General features: G+C 44.7%; 12 protein-coding genes. 6 read left to right on the top strand and 6 right to left on the bottom strand.

Translation table 11 applies throughout. The annotated features are described in order from the left end of the window. Entirely contained in the window at positions 1-2,688 is a 2,688-nt protein-coding gene (leuS, locus tag HCZ91_RS05695) for a leucine--tRNA ligase (RefSeq protein WP_179798629.1), read from the bottom strand. A 226-nt stretch (positions 2,689-2,914) separates the two neighbouring features. Here leuS and HCZ91_RS05700 point away from each other — a divergent pair, with 226 nt between their 5' ends. Then, entirely contained in the window at positions 2,915-3,292 is a 378-nt protein-coding gene (locus tag HCZ91_RS05700) for a Spx/MgsR family RNA polymerase-binding regulatory protein (protein ID WP_179798630.1), read from the top strand. A gap of 143 nt (positions 3,293-3,435) precedes the next feature. On the opposite strand, the gene argB is transcribed toward HCZ91_RS05700, so the two are convergent. From argB to HCZ91_RS05725, 5 genes are all read right to left on the bottom strand, one after another. Then, positions 3,436-4,347, bottom strand: a complete 912-nt coding sequence (gene argB / locus HCZ91_RS05705) for an acetylglutamate kinase (protein ID WP_179798631.1) — start codon at positions 4,345-4,347, stop codon at positions 3,436-3,438. Between the two features lie 77 nt (positions 4,348-4,424). Further along, positions 4,425-6,227 carry a phosphomannomutase gene (locus HCZ91_RS05710; RefSeq protein ID WP_179798632.1) on the bottom strand — a complete coding sequence of 601 codons (1,803 nt, stop codon included), beginning with the start codon at positions 6,225-6,227 and terminating at the stop codon, positions 4,425-4,427. A gap of 138 nt (positions 6,228-6,365) precedes the next feature. Then, positions 6,366-6,830 carry a dUTP diphosphatase gene (gene dut, locus HCZ91_RS05715; protein ID WP_179798633.1) on the bottom strand — a complete coding sequence of 155 codons (465 nt, stop codon included), beginning with the start codon at positions 6,828-6,830 and terminating at the stop codon, positions 6,366-6,368. 182 nt (positions 6,831-7,012) lie between these two features. Continuing rightward, positions 7,013-8,416 (bottom strand): magnesium transporter, encoded by a 1,404-nt coding sequence (gene mgtE, locus HCZ91_RS05720; protein ID WP_101206268.1) that lies wholly within the window; start codon positions 8,414-8,416, stop codon positions 7,013-7,015. Positions 8,417-8,572: 156 nt separating this feature from the next. Further along, on the bottom strand, positions 8,573-10,606 hold the full coding sequence (locus HCZ91_RS05725) for a UvrD-helicase domain-containing protein (RefSeq protein ID WP_179798634.1): 2,034 nt from the start codon (positions 10,604-10,606) through the stop codon (positions 8,573-8,575). Positions 10,607-11,448: 842 nt separating this feature from the next. Here HCZ91_RS05725 and ndhC point away from each other — a divergent pair. From ndhC to nuoF, 5 genes are all read left to right on the top strand, one after another. Further along, positions 11,449-12,072, top strand: a complete 624-nt coding sequence (ndhC, locus tag HCZ91_RS05730) for an NADH-quinone oxidoreductase subunit A (protein ID WP_102091044.1) — start codon at positions 11,449-11,451, stop codon at positions 12,070-12,072. A 174-nt stretch (positions 12,073-12,246) separates the two neighbouring features. Then, on the top strand, positions 12,247-12,915 hold the full coding sequence (locus HCZ91_RS05735) for an NADH-quinone oxidoreductase subunit B (RefSeq protein WP_101206265.1): 669 nt from the start codon (positions 12,247-12,249) through the stop codon (positions 12,913-12,915). 171 nt (positions 12,916-13,086) lie between these two features. Beyond that, the gene (nuoC, locus tag HCZ91_RS05740) at positions 13,087-14,862 is read left to right on the top strand and encodes an NADH-quinone oxidoreductase subunit C/D (RefSeq protein WP_057758925.1); all 1,776 of its coding nucleotides are present in this window, start codon (positions 13,087-13,089) and stop codon (positions 14,860-14,862) included. Positions 14,863-15,009: 147 nt separating this feature from the next. Then, positions 15,010-15,519, top strand: a complete 510-nt coding sequence (gene nuoE, locus HCZ91_RS05745) for an NADH-quinone oxidoreductase subunit NuoE (RefSeq protein ID WP_165597465.1) — start codon at positions 15,010-15,012, stop codon at positions 15,517-15,519. Continuing rightward, a complete protein-coding gene (gene nuoF / locus HCZ91_RS05750) occupies positions 15,516-16,940 on the top strand; it encodes an NADH-quinone oxidoreductase subunit NuoF (RefSeq protein WP_114700720.1) in 1,425 nt (474 codons plus the stop codon). Before nuoE ends, nuoF begins: the two co-directional genes overlap by 4 nt. Positions 16,941-16,948 lie beyond the last annotated feature (8 nt).

Raw genomic sequence — 16,948 nt, forward strand, 5'->3', positions numbered from 1 at the left:
TCAGCCTACAACCACGATGTTAACCAGTTTGTTAGGAACGACGATTTCTTTTTTGATCTCGCCCGTGATAAATTTTGCCACGCTTTCCATAGTGCGAGCTTGCTCTTTTAGCTGCTCAGGATCGCTGTTTGGTGCGACATCCACCTTACCACGCATCTTACCATTGACCTGTACCACCATCGTGATCATGTCCTGTACCAGCGCACTTTCGTCCACGGTTGGGTAGTCTAAGGTTAAGGTATCAAGACCCAATTGCTCAAGTAGATGCTCGCCAACGTGCGGCGCGTATACAGATAGCATAATCAGCAGATTGGTCAATGCTTCGTGTTTGACGTGCAGCTCTTGCTCATTACTCGCGTTAAAGCCAGTCAGCTCGTTAGCAAGTTCCATCAGGCTTGATACTGGCGTGTTCAATGCCAGACGATCACCCAAATCACTGTCAATCTTAGCAATTGTTTCGTGCGTTTTACGGCGTAAGTTTTTGGCTTCTTTGCTCAATCCGTCTGTGTTCAAGGTAGCACTATTAAGCGTATCAATGCTGATATTGGCGGCTGTTAGCGCTTGCATATGGTCGGTTGCAATACGCCATACTTTTTTCACAAAGTTATAAGGGCCTTTTAGCGCGTCGTCTGACCATTCAAGCGTTTGATCCGCAGGCGCAGTAAATAGCGTATATAGACGAACCGTATCAGCACCATATTTATCAATGGTTAGCTGTGGATCGACACCGTTATTTTTTGATTTAGACATTTTTTCGATTTTGCCAATCGTCACTGGCTGGCCGTCTGACTTCAAGATAGCTTTAATGGGTTGACCACGTTCGTTGAAATCGATATCGATATCTTCTGCAAAGTAGTAGGTCGTACTGCCATCTACATTGACGCGGTAGAACGTACCAGCAAGCACCATACCTTGGGTCATTAGATTGGCAAATGGCTCGTCGCCTGTGACTAAGTTTTCGTCACGCATCAGCTTATGGAAGAAACGCGCATACAATAGATGCATCACCGCATGCTCGACACCGCCGACGTATTGATCAACAGGCAACCATTTATTGGCAGCAGACTTGTTGACCATATTTTGTGCATCATTTGGGCTAGCAAAGCGTGCATAGTACCAGCTTGACTCTACAAAGGTGTCAAAGGTATCGGTCTCACGCTCAGCAGGGTTGCCACATTTAGGACAAGTAGTATTAACAAACTCTGGGATGTTCTTGAGTGGGTTACCGCGACCATCAGGTACGACGTCGGTTGGCAACACAACTGGTAGGTCTTGCTCTTCAACAGGTACCGTACCACAATGCTCACAGTTGATCATTGGGATAGGGCAGCCCCAATAGCGCTGGCGAGATACACCCCAATCACGTAGGCGATACTGGATCTTTTTCTTAGCCAGCTCTTTTGGCTCAAGTTTGGCTAGCATTGCTTCAAATGCTTGCTCAAAATCTAGACCGTCAAACTCACCTGAATTAACCAAAGTGTTGCGTTCAGTATAAGCAAGATTCACTTCACTATCGTTCGCTTTGGCATCTGCTTTTAGCTCATCAAAATAGCCATCAGGGGTATTGATGACTTGTTTGATTGGTAGGTCGTACTTAACCGCAAACTCATAATCACGCTCATCATGAGCAGGTACCGCCATGACGGCGCCTGAGCCATAGCTCATCAATACATAGTTGGCAACCCAAACTGGCACTTCTTCACCAGTCAGAGGATGCGTCACAGTTAAGCCTGTATCCATACCGATTTTTTCAGCTTTGGCCAAATCCGCTTCAGCAACTGAGCCTTTTTTACAAAGGGCACAGAATTGGGCGATTGCGTCATCTTGCTCAGAGGCGTACTGTGCAAGTGGATGCTCTGCGGCAACAGCGACATAAGTCACACCCATCAACGTATCAGGACGAGTGGTGAACACATCTAAGGTGTTTTCTTCACCAGCAAGCTCATAAGGGAAGTGCACTTCCATACCAGCACTACGACCAATCCAGTTACGCTGCATGGTTAGTACTTCAGATGGCCAATGACCTTCTAGCTGATCCAAATCATCCAATAGCTCATCAGCATAGTCAGTGATGTTGAAGTAGTACATTGGGATGTCACGTTTTTCGACCGCAGCACCACTACGCCAGCCTTTACCATCGATGACTTGCTCGTTTGCTAAGACGGTATTGTCAACAGGATCCCAGTTGACCGTCGACAGCTTTTTGTAGACTAATCCTTTTTTGTACAATTGCAAGAATAACCACTGCTCCCACTGATAATACTCAGGGCTACAAGTGGCAAATTCACGTGACCAGTCAATAGACAGGCCTAGCAATTTAAGCTGTGCACGCATACTGTCAATATTGGCAAATGTCCATGCCGCAGGTGGCGTTTGGTTAGCAATCGCTGCGTTTTCAGCTGGCAAGCCAAAACCATCCCAGCCCATTGGCTGCATGACTTCATAGCCTTTGAGACGATAATAACGACTTAATACGTCAGAAATCGTATAGTTACGGACGTGGCCCATATGCAGCTTACCACTTGGATAAGGGAACATCGACAGCATGTAACGACTTGGCTTGTCGCTTGGCTCATTGCTTACTTCAAAGCGCTTGTCAGTTGCCCATTTGGTCTGCTGCGCGGCTTCTATTGCTTGTGGGTTATAATAGTTGTTTTCTGTTTGGTCTGCTGTCACGGCGTTGCTCATAGTCGGCTCGAAATTGGTTGATACTGATTTGTTTAATATGAATTTGTTTAATACTGATCAAAATAGGTGGAATTTGACAATGCCATAGCATAGCGTAATTTGGCGAAAATTGCGACGATATGATGCAGTTGCTTACTAGGTTTGACGATTAAAAGTAATGCATTCTCTATATCCAGTCAGCCTTAGGTATAATAGGCAAGTTAATGAATATTTATGAGGATTTATCATGACCATCACCATTTACGGTATCAAGTCTTGTAGCACGATGAAAAAAGCGTTCACTAAGCTAAACGATCTAGATGTCAGCTATGATTTTCACGATTATAAGAAACAAGGTATTGATAAAGATACAGTACAGCGCTGGGTAAATGAGCTAGGTATCGACAAAGTGCTTAATAAGCGCGGTACGACGTGGCGCAAGCTAGACGATAGTCAAAAGCAGGCAGCTGATGCTAGTGTAGACACCGCGATAGATTTACTCGTGGAAAATACCAGTATGATTAAACGTCCGATTGTAGAAGGTCAGTCGGCAGATAAAGATCAAGATCAAGCAGTATTACTATGCGGCTTCGATGAAGCGGAGTTTGATAAAGTTTTTTCGTAACATTGAGCTATAAAAACTAAGCTAGGCTTATTTGTTAAGTATAAAAATACATAAGAAAGCCCGAGCATTTGTATTCACTCGGGCTTTTCTATATTTAGCTTTTCTATATTTAGCTTTTTTACATTTAGTATTGCTGTATTTTTCTAGCTCAACGATGAGTCTATTTCGCGACTGATAAGCGTACCAACCCCTTCGTTAGTGAAAATCTCAAGCAAGGTCGCATGAGGGACACGGCCATCAACGATTACCGCGCTTTTGACGCCGCTACGTACCGCATCAAGCGCACATTGGATTTTGGGAATCATACCGCCTGAGATAGTGCCGTCTTCGATTAAGCTATCGACCTTCTTTGGCGTGAGTCCAGTTACCACTTCGCCATCACGGCCCAATACACCTTTGATATTGGTTAATAGCATCAGCTTTTCTGCTTGTAAAAATTCCGCTACTTTACCTGCAACGAGATCAGCATTAATGTTGTAGGTGTTACCTTCAGCGTCAACGCCAAGTGGCGCGATTACAGGGATAAAATCAGAGGCAATCAACATGTTAATCACGTCTTTATTGACGCTGACCACATCACCGACGAATCCTAAATCAACTGGTACAGCGATACCGTCTGCGCCAATTTTTTCCATCATCAGTTTTTTGGCTTGAATCAAGTTGGCGTCTTTACCTGTAAGACCAATCGCGCGACCGCCATGTTTGTTAATCAAGCTAACAATCGATTTGTTAACGCTACCGCCCAAGACCATCTCTACGATATCCATGGTGCTTTTGTCAGTGACGCGCATCCCATCGATACGGTCTGATTGACGACCGAGCTCTTTTAGGAGATTGTCAACTTGCGGACCACCACCATGTACGACTACTGGATGTATACCGACGGTTTTTAACAACACAATATCGCGAGCAAATGAGCTCTCAAGCTCAGGGTCGGTCATGGCGTTGCCGCCGTATTTTACGACGATGAGTTTATCAACAAAACGCTGGATATAGGGCAGAGCAGTGGTCAATACTTCAGCGGTGTTTTTGGCATCATCTAAATTAAGCGTCATTACAAACTCCTAAGGGCCGGTTTTAAATTGGTTGTTTTTTTACTATGTCTAATGAGACAGTTATATATTTTATGAGGCTACTCCACAGGAATAGCAAGAATCTGTTCTGCTAGCGATGCGTTAAATGGTCGACATAAAGCGGCAAATGTCGCCTGAATGTCTTTTAGGTCATCTATACTGTCACCCGCAAAGCGCGCGGTCAGGCTATTGCTGGTATTTGATTGACGCAGTACGCCAAAGCCATGCGCAAAGTCCAAGCGTACACCATCGATACAGCTCAGCTTGGTTCCTACAGGTAATAACTCATACGTCTGTTTTAATGCTATTTGCGCCTTCGCAGTAGCGCAAGTACACACTGATGACTTGCATGTTGTGGCAGGCAGGCAAGTATCTTTTAATTGCTGATTAGATGAAGAATCAGTATGAGTAGACATATCTACTAGATACTGCAAGTAATGACAAAATCTCGTTAATTGCTCTACAAGTGAGCAGTCGGTAGTAGCGGTCTGCGGCATCGGTAAGTAATGGTCAGCAGTACTGACTATAGTGGGTAAGCTTTGGATGATATCTGCTAGCGGTTTTTTATCATTAGTATCATTATGAGTTTGGCCAAGCCAATGCAGCAACCGTAATGCAGCATACATCGCATCATCGTAGGGAATAAAGCGGCTGTCATTAAAGATGAAATGCCCTGATAATTCACCAGCGAAGACAATCTGATTGTCAGGATGCTGCACCTGCTGGCGCATAAAGCTGCTGCCAGTCTTGCTAATCACAGGTGTAGTACCAAGCTCAGATAACAGTCTTGGCAAATGATGGGCGCACTTAATATCGAAAAGAACTTCAGATGCTAATAAAGAGTCGCTAAGAGAGTTAGGGTGTTCAGTAATAGCAATACGTGCCAATAGGTAGAGCAAATGATCGGGCGTAACTATCTTGCCGTTGTTATCAACGATCATCAAACGATCGCCATCGCCATCAAACGCCAAGCCTATATCTGCTACGTGCAGCACAACGGCTCGTTGCAATTCGTTTAAGCGGTTTGGTTCGGTGGGGTCTGGATTACCAAGGGGGAAATTGCCATCGGGTATGTCATTGAGAAAAATGACCTGTTGGCAAAAACGTTCAAACAGGCGTTGAGCAATGCTCCCAGTTGCGCCATGCATACAGTCAATAACCACGACCAAATCAAGTTTATAAGCGCTTTTCTGATTGGCTTTAGTTGCCGAGTGATTATGTTGAAATAATTGTTCAAATACCTGCGCAATAGCATCGATATATACATTACCTACTTGATTAGTAGGTGATTGCTCAAGCAAATCTGTTGGCAATTTTGAGTCGTAGTTATTATCAATGCTTTCAATGTTTTCTGAATGCAAGACAGAATTTTTAGCTTGATTATCGGGATAGGTGTGATGACCATGATTGGCGGTGAGTTGATGATAGAGCGTCTGTATCTCTGAGCTGCTAGGGGACTTGTTATTTACTAACCATTTGATGCCTAGTATGTCTTTAGCAGAATGGCTCGCTGTTGAAACTATGCCATGACCTTGATATTGCGCTGCCCAAAACGCCATCATCGGCGTGGTAACCAGACCTAATTGGATTACGCGTAAACCCTGCTGAGCTAATACAGTAGAGAGTGTATGTGCAATGGCTTCACTACCAATACGCATATCATAACCAATAACGACAACATTCTGCTTAGTCTCAATAGAGGCATTAGTATTGATGTTTTGAGTCGGTTGGCTATCTTGGGCATTGTAGAGAGTAGCAAAAGCATGGCCTAACGCTTGTATAAAACTGCTAGTGAAATACTGGTTGGCACCACGAATATCATAAGCACGGAATAAGGATTGCTGCGCCGCAAAAGGTGGCATTGCTTACTCTCCTTATAACCGTGATAGGTGTTCAATGATAAATAAAAAATGAATAGCGCAAGGTTTTAGATATAGCTTAAGCAAAACCTTAAAGGCTATCTAAAAAATTGTCAGAAAAATTGACCAACAAAATAGCTACTATTGACGACCTGAGTGTCCAAACCCGCCCGCACCGCGTACGCTTTCATCACTAAATTCTGCAACCATTTCAAACTCAGGACGAGCAACAGGTACCACGATGTACTGTGCCATACGCTCAGCTGGGTTAAGAACAAAGTCGTCGCTACTGCGGTTCCAAATACTAACCATCAGCTCACCCTGATAGTCGGCATCAATTAGCCCAACCAAGTTACCCAAGACGATACCATTCTTATGACCAAGACCTGAACGCGGTAAAATCATACCTGCATAATTAGGGTCTTGAATATAAACGGCAAGGCCTGTACCAATCAAATGGGTTTCACCTGCTTTAATCGTTAATGGCTCATCGATGCAAGCACGCAAATCAATACCTGCACTGCCATCGGTGGCACGAGTTGGTAAAGAAAACGCTTTATCTTCAGTAATTTTAGGGTTTACCACTTTAACTTGTACAGCTTGCATAACACACTCACTTAACGATTTGATGGTTTTTAAATTATGATTTCAAACTAGGACTTTGAACTATGGTCTAAATAAATCTTATTCGAAATTTTTATACAAATAACAATTCTATATTTTAATTATTCAGTAATTCAGTAATTCAGTAATTCAGTAATTCAGTAATTCAATAATTCAGCAAAAAACTAAAGTATCAGCACGCTAGCCAATCCTAAAAAGGACATAAAGCCGACGATATCTGTGACGGTCGTTAGGATAACCGAAGCAGATAGAGCAGGGTCGATATTCATCCGTTTTAGCATCAGCGGTATGCTGATCCCCGAGACATTAGCTGCAGTCATGTTGATTGCAATGGCAAAACCGATGACGGCACTGATCTTAATATCATGAAACCATAACTGAGCAATAAACGCCATAATTATCGCCCAGATGATACCGTTTATCGCACCCACCCATAGCTCTTTATTCAACAGCCAGACACGGTTAGAACCACCGATTTGACCCATCGCCATACCGCGGATAACGACCGTCAGCGTCTGCGAGCCAGCAATACCGCCCATACTGGCGACTACTGGCATCAATATCGCTAGCGCCACGACTTGTGCTAGTACTTCTTCAAATTGTCCAATCACTGCTGCTGCTAAAAGGGCGGTACATAAATTGATACCTAGCCAAACGCTACGGCTTTTGGCGCTGGTGAGGATAGGAGCAAACAGCTCTTCATCTTGGCTAACACCAGCGAGGTTTTTCATGGTGCTGTCGACATCATCTTGGATAATCTCCATGATGTCTTCACCGTTTAGTTGACCAACCAGCTCACCATGGCTATTGATGACGGGGGCAAAACGAATGTCTTCTGAACGAAAAATCGCGGCAGCATCTTGAATATCCAAGCGATCATTAATTGTAATGGCAGTATCAATCAGCTCCGAGACCAAGGTGTTTTGTTTATGCTTAATTAAGTCTACTAGACTCAGTAGTCCCAGCAATTGCTGGCTTTGATCGACAACGAGTAGCTCTTGGCTCTCGTCATCGAGCAGGTCATCGTTTTCACGCAGCCACTCTTGTACATCTGCCAGATAGATATCATCCCTTATCTGGATAATATCGGGATCCATATAGCTACCCACTTCCCAGTCGGCATAGGTATCAAGTTTGTTGACTTGGACCCGAGTCTCTTCGTCTAGCGTTGCCATGACTGAGGTACGTACGCTCTCAGTGACAGTGTCCAAAATCTCAGAGATATCTTGCGCATCAAGGTCTTGGGTGAACAAGGAGATTTCTTGAGAAGAAATGTTCTCCATCAATGGCTGGCGCGTATCGACATCTAGCTCGGCAAGCACTTCACCTTTGATATGCTCTGGCACCTGCGCCCAAATCAACAGACGGTTTTGAGTTGGGAAGGACTCTAATAGGTTGGCAATCTCGTATTCGGATTGCTTTTCCAAAAACTCTGTAATGGCCTCGTATGCTTTGTCAGCAACCAACCCCTGCAGATACAGAAGCTTATATTCGGCACTATATTCAGCCGAATTATAGTCTCCTGACAGCATGGCAGTTCGTTCCTGATTGGGCGTCGGGGTAGGCATAAGTGTTCCAAGTTTTTACAGTCAATTTTTTACAGTATATAAAGAACAATAACAATGACGATTGTAACAATCGTTTTTTGCGCAGTCTAAAGCGTGTTCTCGCAAGCATTTTACTTAGGTGTTTATTACTCAGGTGCTTAAATATTTTGAGTAAGATTAACGCTTACCCAGTAACGCTCGAATATTGGCCAAATATTCATCAGCAACCGCTTCTGGGTCTTTGGTCGCTTTTTTCTTTTTCGCTTTGGCTGGCCAGTCGATGTGATCTTCTGGTAACTCATCTAAAAATCGTGACTCTGACGTAACGCGCATCTGACCGCCTGCACGGCGCTGGGTCGCGAGCGTCAATGTCAACTCACGGCGTGCACGGGTAATGCCCACGTACATCAGACGGCGCTCTTCTTCGACCGTCTCGCTCATGATAGAGTTACGGTGCGGTAGCATCTCTTCCTCAAGTCCCATGATATAAACAAAATCAAACTCCAAGCCTTTTGCCGCATGCAAGGTCATTAAGTTGACCTTGTTGGTATTCTCTTCTTCTTGCTGTTGCTCGAGCATATCAAGCAATACCAGCTTACGAATGATGGTATCAATCGTCCGATCTTCGTCTTCTTCGGCGCGATTAATCAAAGATTGAATACTGGTATAGAGCATATCGATATTATCAATACGGTTTTTTTCTTGTTGCGGCGTTTTGGCATCGCTACGGACAAAATCAATATATCCCGTCTCATCAATCATCTGGCGTACGATTGGCACAGGGTCTGGGTGTTGATCCAGCTCACGCGTATAGTGCTCAATGAATTCACCAAACTCTTTTATCGTACCATAAGCCTTTGAGGGCAATACATGAGTCAGGCCAGCATGGGTACAAGAAGCCAATAGCGATATGCTGTGCTCTTGCGCAAATAAACCAAGTTTTTCTAGCGTGGCTGGTCCCATACCGCGCTTAGGAGTATTGATAATACGCAAAAACGCGCTGTCATCTTCGGGGTTCAAAATCAGGCGTAGATAGCCCATGATGTCTTTGATTTCACTACGCGCAAAGAATGATTGACCGCCTGATAATTTATAAGGTACTTGCAACTGGCGCAGTTGTGCCTCTAGCATACGTGCTTGAAAGTTACTGCGGTACAGTACGGCATACTGTTCCCACTCATTACCAAAGCGCAGCTTGTGCGTGACGATTTCTTTGGCCACGCGCTCGGATTCATCATCGTCATTACGGCAGTTAATGATGCGTATTTTTTCGCCTTGACCTTTATCTGACCACAGTTTTTTCTCGAATAAATGCTCGTTATTTAGAATAACGGCGTTGGCCGAAGTCAAAATACGCGTGGTTGAGCGGTAATTTTGCTCAAGCATAACGATTTTCAGCTTTGGAAAATCTTCTTTTAGCAGAGCCATGTTTTCAGGCTTTGCTCCGCGCCATGCATAGATAGATTGGTCATCATCTCCTACCACAGTAAAGCGACCTTGCGGGCCAACCAGATATTTAATCATTTCATACTGGGCGGTATTGGTATCTTGATACTCATCGACCAATAGATAGCGAATACGGTTTTGCCACTTGTCACGCAGTTCTCTATTTTCACGTAATATCTTGGTTGGCAAGACAATCAAGTCATCAAAATCGACGGCATTATAAGCACGTAAGTTACGCTCATAAAGCGCATATAGCGTCGCAAAAATCATGTCTTCTGGATCGTCTAGCGTTTCCATCGCCTTATCAGGCTCGACTAAGTCATTTTTCCAATCAGAAATCATTTTGATGGCTTTACCGACCAACTCGCGGCTTTCAGCGCCACTCAAGTTGTCGCGCATCATCAGCTCCATCAGCAAGCGCTTACTATCATCGCTGTCCATGATCGAGAAGTTACCCTTTAGCGGGGTATGCATCAGCTCATAACGCAAAAACTGTAGTCCGAATTGGTGAAAGGTCGATACCGTTAACCCGCGCATTTTTTCGCTTGGTAGCAGTTTACTTACCCGCGCTTTCATCTCACGTGCCGCTTTATTGGTAAAGGTTACGGCGGTGATACGCTCAGCTGGCATGTCGCACTCTTGGATTAGGTAAGCAATCTTACGCGTAATCACAGAGGTCTTGCCGGAGCCAGCACCTGCGAGCACAAGTAGTGGGCCGGATACGTAGAGCATGGCTTCTTGTTGTTTGGGATTGAGTTGACTCATAACGTGACCTGTAAGACAAAAGCAAAAAGAGGGTAGCGCTGATATAGCACAAGTAGATGAACGCGGTGCGTATCACCAAAATTGATATCGTAGTGATATCTTAATAATGTTTGTTATAAGGATAATAGAATTTAAGGTTTGATGATGACATATCGTAAAATTAGGTGGGTCATTATAAAGCAAAAACGGTCACTTTGGGGGAGGAGTTGGGTGATGAAAATAGGGTATGAGCGCACTTGATTTTTGGTAAATAGCGTGACAGCGTTTGCGCATCGAACAAAGCATGGATTTTGGGTTAATATAAGGTAACGTCTATATCATAATTTTTGGTAAAAAAAACACATTTTGTTTCATAGAAAATGACCGTCGAATACAGTTAAAAACTAGCTTTTAGGCACTGATATGCGTATAGTACATAAATAATTTATGCCAGTTGTCACGTCATTATTAACCACGTGTAATGAGCTATTAAATCAATTAAGTAAGCAGTCAGATATGATATTGATTTAATACGTTGATCTTACGTTGTTAGAAGATGCGTTGGGCGACCAGCCTTTATCCGCGCGCATACCGGAATCTCTACAGTTGGTCACGTCTGACATCGTCGTCAATAAGCTTGATAATTGGTTGTTACCAGCAAAATACCTAACATGTGACTCAATGACAGTTACTTAAACACAGTGACAGTTGCTGAAGTGCAGTGACAATTACTTAAATGAAGTCACTTTTTAAATAAAGTCACTTTGTGTTTTCGTCTGCGTTATACCTGTCGCAACATGGCCTGAGTGGGTCAGTGCTTGCGCTGTGTCTAACACTCGATTGGGTGAGGAGCACGTATTATCATGTCTGCTTTTAATTGGTCAGCCATTGCTTTTATCTTAGCCGCCATTGGGCTAGTTGTCTTTATGCTGGTCGTACCGCGCTTACTTGGCGGTCGCTCTCAAGGCTCACAAAAGGAAGAAGTATTTGAAGCGGGTGTTGTCGGATCTGGCAACGCCCGTATTCGTTTGTCTGCCAAATTTTATTTGGTCGCAATCTTCTTTGTGATTTTTGATTTAGAGGCGCTATATCTCTACGCTTATGCTGTGTCAGTACGCGAGGCGGGTTGGCTTGGCTTTGCCGCCGCTGGCACGTTTATCACTATTCTGATTATCGGTTTGATTTATGAGCTGAGCTTGGGTGCGATGAACTGGGCACCTGCTGATAAGTTACGCAAAAAAGCACGCTTATATGCGGCGCCTGCAGGCTTTAATTTGGCAGACATTACCAAGTTTGATGGTGCTCATGAGCTAATGGTCGATCCGACAGGTAAAGTACCCGCGCAGTCATCCGGTCAAATCAATGTCTCAAACAATATTGAGACCAATCGTCGTCATCTACAAAACATCGATCATATTAATACCACGGGTAACGTTACCTCTGTGGATTTTGCGACGTCTGCTCAGCAAGACAAAACTGAACGTTAATAACAGTTGATGCTCAGCTTATAGCGTTTGTAAAAACGAGCAGCAAAGCATGAAGACGTCAGTCTGTTTGTATTGATGATCGCCGATGATTAGCCACTTAATTAATAATAAAGTTATGGCAACAGCGCGAGCAAGATGATTGCCACGCCAAGCCTAATATGAAGGTTGTATGTTATGAAATACACATTAACAAAAGCCAACCCCGATGCAGATACCTATCCTGCACAGACCAGTCAAACGGTCAATGATCCTATCGAAGATGAAGTGAATAAAAACGTCTTTATGGGTCGTCTCGAAGATCTCGTTCATTCAACAGCAAACTGGGGACGCAAGAACTCACTTTGGCCATTTAACTTTGGTACTTCTTGCTGTTATGTTGAATACGCTACTACCTTAACCGCCGTTCATGATTTGTCACGTTTTGGGGCAGAGGTTATTCGTGCCTCGCCTCGTCAGGCGGACGTCATGATCGTCGCTGGTACTTGCTTTGTTAAAATGGCACCTGTCATCCAGCGCCTATATGAGCAAATGCTTGAGCCAAAATGGGTTATCTCTATGGGTGCCTGTGCCAACTCGGGCGGCATGTACGATATTTATTCTGTCGTACAAGGCGTCGATAAGATTATCCCTGTTGATGTCTACGTGCCAGGTTGTCCGCCGCGTCCAGAAGCGCTTATTCAGGGTTTGATGTTATTGCAAGAATCTATCACCAAAGAGCGTCGTCCGCTGGGTATCCATGTCAATGAGCAAGGTATCTATCAGCCACAAATGACGCCTGAGCGTGACCGTAAGCAGGCAGATCGTATTGCTGTCAAAAACTTACGTAGCCCAGATAGTATTTAAGTTACAGAAAGCATTTAAGTTCTAGACAGTATTTAGATTCACAGCAAAAAAACTCAAAATTTTATGCGCTTATCATAGTTCGGTTATGATTAACATAGCTCAGTTATGGTTGACATAGTTCGGTTATGACTAACATAGTTCAGTTATGATTAATGAAGGAATACATCATTCATGGTCACGGTAGTCGAAAACATAGATCCTAAGATCAAGCCCGTCCCAGCAGTCATCACAGAGCTGGAGCAAAAGTATGCTGGTAAATTTGTCGTTCAGCAGACTGTGGATGAGATTCCAACGGTTTGGGTGGCGCGTGCTGATTTATTAGATATTCTCTTATTCTTGCGCAAACTGCCTAAACCTTACGTCATGCTATTTGACTTGTCAGCGATAGATGAGCGTTTACGCCAGCATCGCGCGGGTTTGCCTGACAGTGACTTTACGGTGTTTTATCACTTGATGTCGCTTGAGCGCAATAGCGATGTACGTATCAAGGTCGCGCTAAGCGAAGACGATGTCAATGTACCGAGCGCCACCAATATTTGGCCAAACGCCAACTGGTATGAGCGTGAAGTGTGGGACATGTTCGGTATTGTCTTTACAGGTCATCCGCATTTGACCCGTATTTTATTACCAAAATACTGGGAAGGTCATCCACTGCGTAAAGAGTATCATGCGCGGGCGACTGAATTTACCCCGTATTTCTTGAATACCGCCAAGCAACAATACGAGCAAGAAAACCTACGTTTTGTCCCAGAAGAGTGGGGCATGAAGCGTTCAGGTCGTGATGAAGACTTTATGTTCTTGAACATCGGTCCTAACCATCCCTCTGCTCACGGTGCATTCCGTTTGGTACTACAGCTCGATGGTGAAGAAGTTGTCGATTGTATTCCTGATATCGGCTATCACCATCGCGGCGCAGAAAAAATGGCTGAGCGTCAAACATGGCACTCATTTATTCCTTATACCGACCGTATTGACTATCTCGGCGGTGTGATGAATGAGCTGCCGTATATCATGTCGGTCGAAAAGCTTGCTGGAATTACCATTCCACCACGTGCTGAAACCATCCGCGTAATGATGAGTGAGTTTTTCCGTATTACCAATAACTTACTGTTCGTCGGTACGTTCATTCAGGATGCGGGTGGTATGACCCCTGTATTCTATATGTTTACCGATCGCCAAAAAGCCTATGACGTTATCGAAGCCGTGACTGGCTATCGTATGCATCCCGCTTGGTTCCGCATCGGCGGTACAGCTGCTGATCTGCCACGTGGTTGGCAGCGTCTGGTTCGTGAGTTCTTAGATTGGATGCCAAAACGCTTGGACGAATATGTCAAAGCGGCATTACAAAATAGCGTGCTCAAAGGCCGTACCCAAGGGGTTGCTCAGTATAATGCTAAGCAAGCACTTGCTTGGGGCGTGACGGGCGCTGGTCTGCGTGCGACAGGTGTTGATTTCGATCTGCGTAAAGCGCGTCCATACATGGGCTATGAGAATTACGATTTTGAAGTGCCAGTCGGTTACAACGGCGATGCTTATGACCGTTGTATGGTAAAAGTCGAAGAGATGCGTCAGTCGTTACGTATCATCCGTCAATGTATGGACAATATGCCACAAGGCCCTTACAAAGCGGATCATCCACTGGCCGTACCACCGCCGAAAGACCGTACGCTAAATGATATCGAAACGCTTATTAATCACTTTATTTCAGTATCTTGGGGTCCTGTGATGCCAGCGGGCGAATGTACGACGATCGTTGAGGCGACTAAAGGTCTGAACAGTTATTACATCACCTCAGACAAGGCCACGATGAGCTATCGTACCCGTATTCGTACGCCGACATTTGCGCATTTACAGCAGATGCCATCGGTCATCAATGGCTCGCTGGTTTCTGATGCCATTATGTATTTGGCATCGATTGATATTGTGATGGCGGATTGTGATCGTTAGAGCCGCTGCTTCATAAGTATTTGTTCATCAATATATTATTGCCTGATGGCACACCAAAATGCTGTCACTCGTCAATATAACTACAGTTTTAAGCAGACTGATATTGGCTTGTGATAGAGCAGGATGAGTGAGGAAAGACAGAAGATTATGAAAATTGTTTCCGACAAAATGCCAAAAGTAGATGTGGAAAGCATTCTCACCAGTGATGAAATTGCTGCCATTCATGAGTTTATGCACCATTACCCACAGGCGCGTGCCGCCTCGCTAGATGCGCTAAAAATCGTGCAAAAGCGTAACGGCTGGGTCGACGATGCGCAAGCAAATGCCATTGCCAATATCCTAGATATCCCGATGTCAGACATGGATGGGGTTGCGACCTTCTTTAACCGTATATATCGTCAGCCTGTCGGTCGTCATGTGATCCTCATATGTGATTCTGTGGCCTGTTATTTGACAGGTTACGAAGCGCTGTCAGCTGAGATTAGGTCACAGCTGGGTATTGAGTATGGTCAGACCACTACTGATGGACGTTTTACGCTGTTGCCAATTTGCTGTTTGGGCAACTGTGATAAGGGGCCAGCGGTACTGATTGATGAAGACACTTACGGCCCTGTCCAGCCATCTGAGGTCGCGCAATTATTGGAGCTATACGCATGAGTTTAACGATTTCAGAGCAAATTGCTCGTCGCGGTCAAGGCCAAGCGCCAAGCCAGCTAAATGCACAGCGTGTTCCAATTTACGGTGATAAAGCGACAGCCACTAGCGAAACCAAGCCATTGACTTGGCGTTTAGCCCATCATGATGCCGTGCTTGATTTAGCTACTTATGAATCTCTAAAAGGCTTTACGGGTCTAAAAGAAGCACTATCTAAGTCGCCTAAAGACGTCGGCAATATGATTAAAGCCGCCAATGTCCGAGGTCGCGGGGGTGCAGGCTTTAACGCGGGTCTAAAATGGTCGTTTATGTCGCCGCCGGATGGTTTGCCGCGCTACCTCATCTGTAATGCGGATGAAATGGAGCCAGGCACGTTTAAAGACCGTCTGCTCATGGAGCGTCTACCGTTTCAGCTTATCGAAGGTATGCTAATTACCGCTCATGCGATTGGCGCCACTGACGGTTATATCTTTATCCGCGGTGAGTATATCTTGGCTGCTGAGCGTTTGGTCGCTGCTATCGAAGAGTGCTTGGCCAATAATCTCATGGGCGACAATATTTTAGGCTCAGATTTTAGTTTTAATCTGCATGTGCATACGGGCGCTGGACGTTATATCTGCGGTGAAGAAACAGCGCTAATTAATTGTCTAGAAGGCCGCCGTGCTAACCCACGTACCAAGCCGCCGTTTCCACAAATCTCTGGTGCATGGGGTCGTCCAACCGTTGTTAATAACGTTGAAACTCTATGCAATATGCCAGCGATTTTGAATCATGGCGTTGAATGGTATCAGTCGTTATCTGAAATTAAAGGCAAAAGTAAAACGCCAGGAACCAAACTATTCGGCTGCTCAGGTTTAGTTAATGATCCAGGCCTTTGGGAATTACCGTTTGGTTATACAGCTCGCGAAATCATTGAAGATTTAGCCGGTGGTATGAAAGATGGTAAAACGCTCAAAGCATGGTTACCGGGCGGCGCATCTACTGACTTTTTAACTGCAGAGCATTTGGATGTGGTGGTGGATTTTGACACCATTCAAAACGCTGGTAGCCGTATGGGTACTGGTCTGATTATGGTCGTCGATGAATCACAAGACATGGTGCCATTACTACGTAACCTTGAGATTTTCTTTCAGCGCGAGTCATGTGGTTGGTGTACACCATGCCGTGATGGTCTACCGTGGGGTGTCAAGCTGCTTACCGCCATCAATGATGGTGAAGGGCAAGTGGGCGATGTAGAAAAACTAGAAGGCCTGACGCGTGATTTATGGATTGGTAAAACGTTCTGTGCGCATGCCCCAGGTGCGATGGAACCACTAATGAGTGCGATTAAATATTTCCGTCCAGAGTTTGATCAAAAAATCGCGCAGGCGGTTGGTGTCGATGTTATTGATGCTGCAGCCAACCAACAGCCAGTAGTGAAATAAGGAGAGCG

The organism is Psychrobacter sp. BI730 (genome assembly GCF_013414195.1).
Taxonomy (GTDB): domain Bacteria; phylum Pseudomonadota; class Gammaproteobacteria; order Pseudomonadales; family Moraxellaceae; genus Psychrobacter.